5 protein-coding genes and 1 CRISPR repeat array are annotated in these 11,793 nt (G+C 57.4%); all 5 genes read right to left on the bottom strand.

The features are described from left to right. Positions 1-114: 114 nt before the first annotated feature. The 5 genes from QP752_RS06090 to cas9 all read right to left on the bottom strand — a co-directional run bounded on the left by QP752_RS06090 (position 115) and on the right by cas9 (position 11,766). Positions 115-2,067 carry an ABC transporter ATP-binding protein gene (locus tag QP752_RS06090; RefSeq protein ID WP_284804901.1) on the bottom strand — a complete coding sequence of 651 codons (1,953 nt, stop codon included), beginning with the start codon at positions 2,065-2,067 and terminating at the stop codon, positions 115-117. Next, complete coding sequence (locus QP752_RS06085) at positions 2,067-3,782, bottom strand: ABC transporter ATP-binding protein (protein ID WP_284804899.1); 1,716 nt, start codon at positions 3,780-3,782, stop codon at positions 2,067-2,069. The genes QP752_RS06090 and QP752_RS06085 overlap by 1 nt, the downstream gene beginning before the upstream one ends. A gap of 414 nt (positions 3,783-4,196) precedes the next feature. Beyond that, a CRISPR array of direct repeats spans positions 4,197-7,180; the repeat unit is 36 nt; unit sequence GCTGGGGTTCAGTTCCCAAACACCCTGATAGACTTC. A 50-nt stretch (positions 7,181-7,230) separates the two neighbouring features. After that, positions 7,231-7,536, bottom strand: a complete 306-nt coding sequence (cas2, locus tag QP752_RS06080; protein WP_255364828.1) for a CRISPR-associated endonuclease Cas2 — start codon at positions 7,534-7,536, stop codon at positions 7,231-7,233. Positions 7,537-7,540: 4 nt separating this feature from the next. Next, on the bottom strand, positions 7,541-8,461 hold the full coding sequence (cas1, locus tag QP752_RS06075) for a type II CRISPR-associated endonuclease Cas1 (RefSeq protein WP_284804897.1): 921 nt from the start codon (positions 8,459-8,461) through the stop codon (positions 7,541-7,543). Next, a complete protein-coding gene (cas9, locus tag QP752_RS06070) occupies positions 8,461-11,766 on the bottom strand; it encodes a type II CRISPR RNA-guided endonuclease Cas9 (RefSeq protein WP_284804907.1) in 3,306 nt (1,101 codons plus the stop codon). Before cas9 ends, cas1 begins: the two co-directional genes overlap by 1 nt. Positions 11,767-11,793 lie beyond the last annotated feature (27 nt).

Here is an 11,793-nt window from a genome sequence, read left to right as displayed (position 1 = left end):
AGATTCCTGGTTTTCCGGCAGCCGGGTTTGGAAAAGCCCAGGTCGGCGGGGGACAGGGAGGGAATGTGGTGCGCGCGGGGCCTCCGAGGGGCCTCAGCGGACCCACCGAGGGGCTTAATCCTCGGAGAAGCCGGCCTGGTTGAGCTCCCAGTAGGCGCCGCGGCGGGCGAGGAGAGAGGCGTGATCGCCTTGCTCGACGATGTGGCCGTCCTGCATGACCAGGATGAGGTCGGCGTCGCGGATGGTGGAGAGCCGGTGGGCGATGACGAAGCTGGTGCGGTCGGCTTGGAGGGCGGCCATGGCGTGCTGCACCATCAGCTCGGTGCGGGTGTCGACGCTGGAGGTGGCTTCGTCGAGGATGAGCAGGGACGGCTTCGATACGAAGGCGCGCGCAATGGTGATCAGCTGGCGTTCGCCGGCGGAGAGGGCGCCGCCGTCCTGGTCGATGACGGTGTGGTAGCCGTCGGGGAGGGTGTGCACGAAGCGGTCGACAAGGGTGGCTTTGGCGGCGGCGATGACGTCCTCGTCGGTGGCGTCGAGGCGGCCGTAGCGGATGTTTTCCAGGATGGTGCCTTCGAAGAGGGTGGCGTCCTGAAGCACCATGCCGACCTGGCTGCGCAGGTCCTGGCGCGACATCGACTGCGTATCGACGCCATCAAGGAGAATCTGGCCGGAGTCGATGTCGTAGAAGCGCATCAACAGGTTGACCAGGGTGGTTTTGCCGGCTCCGGTCGGCCCGACGATGGCGACTTTCTGGCCCGGTTGTACCTCGAGGTTGAGGTCCTGGATGAGGGGAGTGTCGGTGTAGGAGAAGTGGACGTCGATAAATTGGACGTGCCCGGAGGCGCGTGTGGGGGTGGGGTGTGACTCGCGGGGCTCCTCGGGGGCGTCGAGGAATTCGAAGACGCGCTCGGCGGAGGCGACGCCGCTTTGCACCATCTGGGCCATGCCGCCGAGCTCCCCGAGCGGCTGGTTGAACTGGCGCGAATACTGGATGAACGCCGTCGCCGCGCCGAGCGTGAGCGAACCGTTGGCGACTTTCAGGCCGCCGAAGACCGCGATGAGGACGTAGGAGAGGTAGGAAATGAACTGCATGATCGGCATCATGAGCCCGGAAAGGAACTGCGCGGAGGCGGAGGCGGTGTAGAGGTCGTGGTTGCGGGCGTCGAAAAGTTCTTGAGAGGCGTCCTGGCGGCCGAAGAGCGTGATCACCTCGTGGCCGGAGAAGGACTCCTCGATGTGCCCGTTGAGCTGGCCCGTTGCGCGCCACTGCTGCTTGAAGTGACGCTGCGACCGCTTGCCGATCACCCCAACCACCAGGCCCGTCAGCGGAATCGAGACGAGGGCGAGGAGGGTGAGCTGCCACGACACCGTAAACATCATCGCCATGATGCCCAACACCATCAACACCGACTGCAACGCCTGCGACAGCGCCTGCTGCAACGTCTGCTGCACATTATCGACGTCGTTCGTGGTGCGCGACAGGATATCGCCGCGCTGGCCGCGGTCGAAGTAGCTCAGCGGCACCCGGTTCAGCTTCGCCTCCACCTGGGCGCGCAGGTGGTAAATCTCGCGCATGACCATGCGGTTCAGCAGGAAACCCTCCAGCCACATCAGGAGGCTCGCGCCGACGTAGAGCGCCAGCACCGCCAGGATCAGCTCGCCGAGGCGCGAGAAATCGACGCCCACACCAGGGGTCACATCCATCCCGGACAGCATGTCCGCGAAGGTGTCCTGGCCGTTTGCGCGCAGGCCCTCAATCACCTGCTCCTGGGTGGCGCCGGCCGGCAAGTGGGCGCCGATCGCGCCCGAAAAGATGACGTCCATCGCGTGGCCCATCACGCGCGGGGCGTACACATTCAGCCCGACGGACACGCACACCAGCGCCACCACCAGGGCAAACATCGCCTTGTGCGGGGCCAGCAGGCCGACCAGGCGCTTCGCGGACGGCCAGAAGTTCTTCGCGGAGCGCGGGGCGCCGCCGAAGTGGCCGTCCATGGAACCCTCGAGCTTCTGGATTTCCTCGTCGGTCAACTCGACGTGGTCCTTGCTTTGGTGCGCGGCCATTATTTTGCCTCCACAGTCTGCTGGGAACGGACAATTTCCTGATACGTCGGCGAGGACTGCAGCAGCTCATCGTGGGTGCCGCGGGCAACGATACGGCCGGCGTCGAGAACCAGGATCTGGTCCGCGTTCTGGATCGAGCTGACACGCTGCGCCACCACGATCACCGTCGCGTCCGCGACGTGCTCGGCCAGCGCTGCGCGCAGCCGCGCGTCCGTGGTCATGTCGAGGGCGGAGAAAGAGTCGTCGAAGAGGAGGACGCCGCGCCGCTCCACAATCGCGCGCGCAATGCACAGGCGCTGGCGCTGCCCGCCGGACACGTTCGTGCCGCCCTGGGAAATCGGCATCTCGAGGTCATCCACGAAGGTGGCCTGCGCGATCTCGAGCGCCCGCCACAGCTGCTCATCCGTCGCATCCGGGCTGGCCACACGCAAATTCGACGCCACCGTCCCCGAGAACAAATACGGCTTCTGCGGCACCATCGCCACCGCGCCCACCAGCTGTGCACGGCGTAACGACGCCACATCCCGACCACCAACCAGCACCCGACCGCCCGTCGGCGCGTACAGGCGCGGAATCAACCCCAACAACGTCGACTTGCCCGAACCCGTCGAACCGATAATCGCGGTTGTTTCGCCAGGGTTGGCTTGGAAGGAAATGCCGTCCAGCACCGGCTCCTCCGCGCCCGGGTACGTGAAGGTCACGTCCTCGAAGGTGACGGTGCTGTTTGTCGGGGCGGCTGCGCTGGCCGGTGGCTCGATCAGCGACGGCTCGTGCTTCAACACCTCCGTGATACGGGTGGCGCACACCAGGGCGCGCGGCAGCATCATCGCCATGAACGCGCCCATCATCACCGCGGCGAGGATTTGTAGGAGGTACTGCAAGAACGCCGTCAACGACCCGACCTGCACCTCACCCGCGTCCACACGGTGGCCGCCGAACCAGAGGACCGCCGCCGTCGCCAGGTTCAGGATCAGCATGATCACCGGGAACATCATCACAAACAAATTGCCGATCCTCAGACTCAACCGCGTGAGGTCGGCGTTGGCGGCGTCGAAACGCTCGGACTCGAACTCCTCCCGCGTAAACGCACGCACCACGCGCACGCCCGCGATCTGCTCGCGCAGCACGCCATTAATACGGTCAATCTTCGACTGCATCGAGCGGAACAACGGTAGGAGGAGGCCGATCAGCACCGCCACGACCACCGCCAACACAACGACAGAAACCGCGACCAGCCAACTCATGCCCGGATCCTCCCGAACCGCCATGACCACGCCGCCGACCATCATGATCGGCACCGCAACCATAAAGTTCAAGAACATCAAGAACACCTGCTGGACCTGCTGCACGTCATTCGTCCCGCGCGTAATCAGCGTCGCCGATCCGAAGTGCGACATGTCCTCCGCCGAGAACCGCGACACCCGACCAAACACTTCCTCGCGGATATCGCGGCCCGTGCCCATCGAGGCCCTCGAGCCGAACCAGACGGCCGCACACGCCGCGATCACCTGCACAAACGCCACGGCCAACATCACGCCGCCGGTACGCCAGATGAAGGGGACGTCACCTTGGGAGACGCCTTCGTCGATAATTTTTGCGTTCAGGCTGGGCAGGTAGAGCGTCGCCGCAGTCGTGATTGCCTGCAGCAACACCACCGCGAGAATCGCGCCGCGGTATGGGCGCGCGTGCCTGCGCAGGAGCCTTACGAGATCCATGGGCGGTCCTTTACAGATCGTGGAATTGGAAAGTTTGATTGTAGACGTCATTTTTGGAGGGGGACAGGTAGTGATGATGAGTTTGCTCGAGATTTTGTGAACAGAATTGCGTTTTTGCTTGCGCCCCACTTTTCGCTTTCCGACGCCCACTTCGCCCCCACCGCGCCAACCGGGTACCATGGAATGCGGTCAGTCACCATTGCCTGTCACATTGCTAGTCTCTGATGACAGCAACAGCGTGACGACCTCCTTTCGGGTCTGGTGGGGCCCGAACCTAAAGGGCCTGGTGGGGCCCATGGTGGGGCAGCCCGCGCGGTACTACGGTACGGCGCGGGCTGTTTTGGTTGGGGGTGGGGCGGTGGTGCTGAAAAGCCTGTTAAACTGGCCCTCATCGGCTCATCCCCGCGGGCGCGGGCTGGGGTTCAGTTTCTAACCACCCTGATAGACTTCCGGTCTTGGTCACCAGGCGTGTCAACAATGCTGGGGTTCAGTTCCCAAACACCCTGATAGACTTCCTGTCCAGCTTGCCCGCCTCCTGCAACTGCTGGGGTTCAGTTCCCAAACACCCTGATAGACTTCGTTGCCAGTCGGGTAGGGATTCCCACAGGCTGGGGTTCAGTTCCCAAACACCCTGATAGACTTCCGACATGATGCCACCATCAGCGAACGCGGCTGGGGTTCAGTTCCCAAACACCCTGATAGACTTCATCCTGAAGCAATCAGACGGCAAAACCAGCTGGGGTTCAGTTCCCAAACACCCTGATAGACTTCCGTCAACGTCAGCTCCGCTGAACACATCGCTGGGGTTCAGTTCCCAAACACCCTGATAGACTTCCAATCATTCGAGCGCGTGACTTTCGCGACGCTGGGGTTCAGTTCCCAAACACCCTGATAGACTTCCCCCGTTGCCCCCGCCGACATGACCACGGCTGGGGTTCAGTTCCCAAACACCCTGATAGACTTCGCTCGAGCGCCACATCGAGCGCCCGGCGGCTGGGGTTCAGTTCCCAAACACCCTGATAGACTTCTCAGCAGCCGGTGAACTTGGTATTGCGCGCTGGGGTTCAGTTCCCAAACACCCTGATAGACTTCATCGGCCGACGTTGTCATGCTGCACCACGCTGGGGTTCAGTTCCCAAACACCCTGATAGACTTCAAGTCCCAACCGGCGGCGAGGCGGCTTGGCTGGGGTTCAGTTCCCAAACACCCTGATAGACTTCATATACCGCTCCGACCCGTCACCGGCACGCTGGGGTTCAGTTCCCAAACACCCTGATAGACTTCGGCCACGACCACGAGCACCCACGCGTACGCTGGGGTTCAGTTCCCAAACACCCTGATAGACTTCCGGCACGACATTTCCACGACACCCGCATGCTGGGGTTCAGTTCCCAAACACCCTGATAGACTTCTCCACCCCGGCGAGGATGGAAAAGGCGATGCTGGGGTTCAGTTCCCAAACACCCTGATAGACTTCTCTTCAATGATTGAAGAAACGGAAGATCGCTGGGGTTCAGTTCCCAAACACCCTGATAGACTTCTCAGCAGCCGGTGAACTTGGTATTGCGCGCTGGGGTTCAGTTCCCAAACACCCTGATAGACTTCGCCCGTCTGCGTGGCAATCGAGTTCAAGGCTGGGGTTCAGTTCCCAAACACCCTGATAGACTTCATGGCAAAGGCATTGTTACAGGCAGACTGCTGGGGTTCAGTTCCCAAACACCCTGATAGACTTCAAATCGGAGCGCTCGGCGTGGACTAAATGCTGGGGTTCAGTTCCCAAACACCCTGATAGACTTCAGAGGTAGAGCGCTAGCGATACCGAAAGGCTGGGGTTCAGTTCCCAAACACCCTGATAGACTTCGTCGTGGAGAGTTTCCGCCTGGCCAATTGCTGGGGTTCAGTTCCCAAACACCCTGATAGACTTCAATGCTCATGACGTGGTTATCGCACGCGGCTGGGGTTCAGTTCCCAAACACCCTGATAGACTTCCAACCCATTGACTACCAGGCCCGCTCGGGCTGGGGTTCAGTTCCCAAACACCCTGATAGACTTCACCTCCAAGACCGCTTCAATGTGGTGGAGCTGGGGTTCAGTTCCCAAACACCCTGATAGACTTCTCCACCCCGGCGAGGATGGAAAAGGCGATGCTGGGGTTCAGTTCCCAAACACCCTGATAGACTTCGTACCGGCGACTGCCTGATCATCACCGAGCTGGGGTTCAGTTCCCAAACACCCTGATAGACTTCCGTCAAGCGCCCGCTTGACACACTTTCCGCTGGGGTTCAGTTCCCAAACACCCTGATAGACTTCGCATCCGACCACTTGTCGAGCATGCCAGGCTGGGGTTCAGTTCCCAAACACCCTGATAGACTTCCGAGATGACAGCTGCGGTCGCTGCGATGGCTGGGGTTCAGTTCCCAAACACCCTGATAGACTTCATCCCCGCCGATGTGTGGAGCGCAGCCCGCTGGGGTTCAGTTCCCAAACACCCTGATAGACTTCTAAGGGCGTAACCCATATCGGTACCAGTGCTGGGGTTCAGTTCCCAAACACCCTGATAGACTTCTGTAAGAAATGGACAGCCGTCCGGACCAGCTGGGGTTCAGTTCCCAAACACCCTGATAGACTTCTCTTCAGTGCCATCTCGCCATCGTAGTAGCTGGGGTTCAGTTCCCAAACACCCTGATAGACTTCGTTCGGCGGGGGTGGTGTTGACTACCCCGCTGGGGTTCAGTTCCCAAACACCCTGATAGACTTCGGAAAGGGCACCATCGGCCCGGGCGAGAGCTGGGGTTCAGTTCCCAAACACCCTGATAGACTTCGAAAATGTGGGCGTGCGCTCGTATATCTGCTGGGGTTCAGTTCCCAAACACCCTGATAGACTTCGGTGTGGTAATGACCACCTCGAATAAACGCTGGGGTTCAGTTCCCAAACACCCTGATAGACTTCTGCCGGCGCGCAGCGCGCCGCTGGCTAGGCTGGGGTTCAGTTCCCAAACACCCTGATAGACTTCCCGCAACAGCGCGCAAGTACAAGGATGAGCTGGGGTTCAGTTCCCAAACACCCTGATAGACTTCGACCCGCAGTTCAAGGACCGCGAAGGCAGCTGGGGTTCAGTTCCCAAACACCCTGATAGACTTCAACCACATTGTTTCCTTGTGTGCGTCGAGCTGGGGTTCAGTTCCCAAACACCCTGATAGACTTCTCTTCGGCAGCAGCCCGCGCCTTTTCCGGCTGGGGTTCAGTTCCCAAACACCCTGATAGACTTCGGCGACATCACCCATGAAGTCATCGAACGCTGGGGTTCAGTTCCCAAACACCCTGATAGACTTCGGGTGACCGACGATGTCCGCCCAAGTCTGCTGGGGTTCAGTTCCCAAACACCCTGATAGACTTCAGGTCCCTCAAAAAAGGGCGTCTGAACAGGGTGTTTTTCGCATGCCTGCGTTAAAAAATTGTCAGTTGAGACGGCTGTTCCTCGGGGGTACTCTCCTTAGCATTAGAAAAACGAATAGTTTTCGACCACTGGTGATCCGTCACTGACATGATCCGAATGTCGCCACCAACAGGAAGACCCAGCTTTAAAGCTTTGACAGTAGACGAAATCCTTGAAGCTAACGGAAAATACTGCACGTAGACGCTGTATTGTGCTCTGCAGAAGCCTAAATCAAGCAAGTCATTTCGAAACCTGGTCGCCTCACGTCGCTGATTGGCAGTCTTTACTGGAAGGTCAAACATCACTACGCACCACATGGGTTCACTTCCCGTCGCTGGCATCAGCTGGTCCTTTCCACTGTGGGACAGCAAGATCAGTGATGTTTCCCTCCGCGTAAAGGCCAAATGACTGCGCGAACGACTCAAATACAGTGGAAACGGTCTCACCATTGGCAGCGAATGGCGCTGCCTTGATGTACTCGACGAGATGTTGCTTGTGCAAAGCGCCAAAATCCTTTGCAGTATCTAGTTCGCCGAACACCGAATAGTCAACGAAAGGACGGAATGGTTCCATGAGGTCATCGACGAGAGCAAAGCTGTTACTTCTACCACGATGGAAAACACCTAAAGCACCACTAAGACCAGCCGCACAGACAGCACGAATTCCGATTCCACGTAGCACGGTATAGCCGTAGTCCAATGCAGAATTGAGAAAGTCTACGCCGGAACCTGGAAGGCGCGAAAACTCTTGCTCTGAGATAGAAGCCCAGTAATGACGTGCAGCTTGCGCTTCTATGTTCGTAGTATCACCAGAAAGAACTAACGCTGGATAACCAGCGAGTTTGGTATCGACCTGCCCGGTCAACGCAAGTGCGGTAACTATCTGACCAGCGATTTTTGCCTTAATAATTGCCGCCCATGCTCGCTTCCTTGCTGGTTTCGACATACTCGCTTGTGCATTGGTCCGGGCCCCAATGCGGGTATGTGTTGACCAAGGATAGGCGCCTGCGACCGGGACATTCCTCCAGTCACAGATCAGCAAGGCAACATCATATTCGCCGAGTTTTGCTAAGACTGCTCCGGAGATTGACACCTGCACGCCCACGAGAACTACCGCTAGCTGAGCTATCGGCAGCTTCGTGGTTGTATCGGTTTGACTGCTTATTACAACCAGTTGACCGCGCTCATACCGCAGAGAACCGACCAACTGTGTGCAGTCAATCACCCTCCAGCCGGGATTCATTACTCATTCTCGACTTTCCAGCAAACTGGAAGATGGCTCTTGGAGAACCAACGCTCTTGCCCGAGGGTGTTTCTGCGAATAACGGAAACCGCTCCCGAGGAGAACAAGACGTTGACCGATGGTCGCCACCCAGGACGATCGATCAGTTTTTTCACATCGTTCGGGGAATCCTCACGTAGCCCTTCCGCTGACATCATTAGTGGGCGAAGGCGAATTTTGGACAAGTCAGCAAATCCATCGACACGCCAGCGTGAGATATCGCCGTATGTTTGTCGCAGCGTATTGATTTGGCCAGTCTTAAACCCTGAAACATCGATCACAAGCTCGTCATTCTCGGTTAACCAGCCGAGGTATTCCGCTGTACCTTCCTGCAGCGCTTTCCGGAGTTTCGGTTCAACCTGCCTCATCGAGATGCTCTGTGGCGGTAGTTCTACCGAAAAAACATCGGTGTTCCGGTGCCGAACCAGATCGTGGTCGTACACACGCAACATTGCGTACACCGGTTTCTTACCTGTCGTGATTCGGTAAATACGCGCATGGTGAAAACGACTCAGCTTGGCAAAACCGCCACGAACCTTGACCGCACCATCCTTGCCGGGGAAGAACTCGATAGTATCACTTGCGTCGAGATGTGTTCCGTGAACGCGAATCTTTCTATTTTGATCAGCTGGGAGCCCTTCTTTCTCATCGTAATCTGGGTGATACGTCAGGGCGCACCAAAGTGCTTCCGTCGCTGCTCGGTCAATCTGCCCTGGTGTGAGCGCGTCACCCACCCGTAACTTGTCGAGTGCACCAATGGTGTCCTCGTGAGCTCGACCGTTTCCTTGGCGGAGACGAAGATTGGAAGTAACTGCAATTTGATCATTGAGAAGCGCTGACTCCAGAAGTTCGGAAAGCTTATACATGCGAGTTTTCCACTTCCGCCACTCAATCTGATGCGCAGTATCATCACCCTCATACTCTTTCCACTGAAGAGGTTGTTTAGCCAAGTACTGAGCACGTTTCTTGTTTCTGCGCAATGCCAACACCTCTGCGACGTACGGGGTTGTCATACTGACCACGGCAGCATCAATCGCATGGTGGCGGCGATCGAGACGGGATTTGCCGGCCCCGTCGATAAACCGCAGCTTGCCAGAAATGCCAGATGCAAAACGTGCTTCATGCGTCAACTCACCCCGGTAAACATGAACACGCGTGCCATGCTGTCTCGTTGCCTGTGCGAGTCGAGCTCGTAATTCGTTTGCCATCCATGCAACTGACTCCAGCGATCGGTTATCCAAAGGTTCGTCAAAGCTTGTTCGACGAAGACGCGTTTGAACAGCTGATACGAACTTTTTGAACTGAGCTCTGGAAAGACCTGAGTCCTCATTCCAGTGACGGGTTCTTTCTAGTGCCTCTTCTAGGCTCACTCCAGGGATACCGCACTTGCTTGCCCACGTTGCAAAAGGAATATTCCCCTTTGCCAGATTGCATTGGTGGCAGACTGCCACGAGATTCTCTCGTACATTCGACGAACCAGGCCCGGCTTGCGGAACGATGTGGTCCATCTCTGCGGTGAAGTATGTGATTGTTTTACCGCAATAGGCGCAGCAGCAGTTTTGCCGCTGTACGGACTGGAAACGCCAGATATCTTCACGACGTACAGCGTTCTCAATGCCAAGCTTCTTATGCATTGCCTGGACAATTTCCTGATTCTGCTTGTGACGCTTTTCATTCTCGCGCTCTAACTCTCGGGCCTTAGCCGCACTCATGAAGCCGCTTCGGACATGTTCGATCACAATCCGTTGAGGGGCGCCCCACTCGCGTTCGGCAGCTGCAATCCACCGCGCGACGGCTTTGAGAACTCTGTCCACCGCGGGATTACCAACGGGTTCACCGACTTCTGGTGCTGGTGGAGTCCAGTCAGCAGGAACGTTGAATTCAAGTCGCCGTGCTTCGTAAAGGTCCACTCCGTCTTGCAGCATGCGCTCTGTAAGGCGGCACAGCGTATCCTCGCTGTAGGCTGCGCGACCAATCGGCAGGTGAACACTGTCAAGCTTTTCCTGGTCCTCTTCGGACAGTGTGGTGAAAAACGCTTGCACGAAGGCGCCTGCCTCAGAATCCCAGTCATCAACTTCAGCGTTTGAAAGGGCTTTGATCATAGCAGCACGTTGATCCTGAGCAGCCGATTTCCACCAAAGTTTGAGGGGCTTCACAGAGGTAGAGGACAAGAGTCGATCCGTGTCATTAACCGGTGGCCGTGCTCCAGCACGTTCGCCATCATCAGTCATTGTCGCAGTGCCAACGAGCCTTCCACGGTCAATATTGAGCACTTCCGCGACAGACACCCAGGAAGGCACCGTCGACGGCGGAAGATTGAGAAGATAGTCAAACACGAGCTGACGCTGTGTCACGTCAAGCGGGTGTTTTTCTTCTCCCGTCCGAATTCTGAGATTTCCGATTAGCGCAGCAATCCGGTAACGCTGGAATGCGTCGGATGCTTTCAGTGCCCGGACAAGGTGTGGCTGAAGAGGATCTTTACCTGCTCTTCCTGCTTGTGCGCCTTTCGGGGACTCGGCAGCGAAAACATAATCGATCAGTTGTTTCCGAAGGGAGTCGTCGATACGCTGCACCTCGCAGATCTTGTTGATCTCACGAGCAAGATCACTTTGGTGGAGACGTGCAGAGATCACTGCTTGTTTGACATCCTCAGGAGCCTTCTTTTTGTCTTTGAGCTTTCCTCCGCCACGCAAACGATCTTCACCGACTTTGGCAAATGAGATCAACTGGCCGACGGTGAGGTCGCTTAGGATATCAACGTGCAACTTCTGGGAAAGCTGTGCGCGAATCTCTTCAAAGTTGTCGCTTGGCCCTTTTGGCGCATAGAGCGACGACACTTTCGAGTACGGGTTTCGCCATCCACGATGATTGGCAATATGCCGAATCGCAATAGAGAGCTTTTCCTCCCGCACTTCTTTGGTCTCAATGTAGCGCGTTGCGAGTTGGGCTCGAGCTGTCCAAGGCAAGAAAGGGTCTGTGTATTCCTCAAATGGGACGACCGGCCAGCCGAGTGATGCAAGAAACTTGTCCAGACGAATGGAACGCTTCTTTCGGCGATGGTAGAGGCGACGGGTACGCCGGGCTACACCGGAAACGGCAAGTCGCGTAATACCTGATTTATTGGAATCCGGATCCACTCCAGAGTCATGAATGAGTGACATCGCGCTCAGGATGTTGCAGGGAATGCCTTGCTCGTCGAGTTCAATTGCGGCAAAGCCAACAGAGTGGGTACCAACGTCAATACCGATGTTGTATTTCTTCACAATATTTTCCTTTGAAAGAAAAAGCCGGCG

Source organism: Corynebacterium sp. UMB10321 (assembly GCF_030228725.1).
Classification (GTDB): Bacteria; Actinomycetota; Actinomycetes; order Mycobacteriales; family Mycobacteriaceae; genus Corynebacterium; species Corynebacterium pseudogenitalium.
Note: the sequence above shows the minus strand (reverse complement) of the source record. Positions and strands in the feature narration are given on the sequence as shown.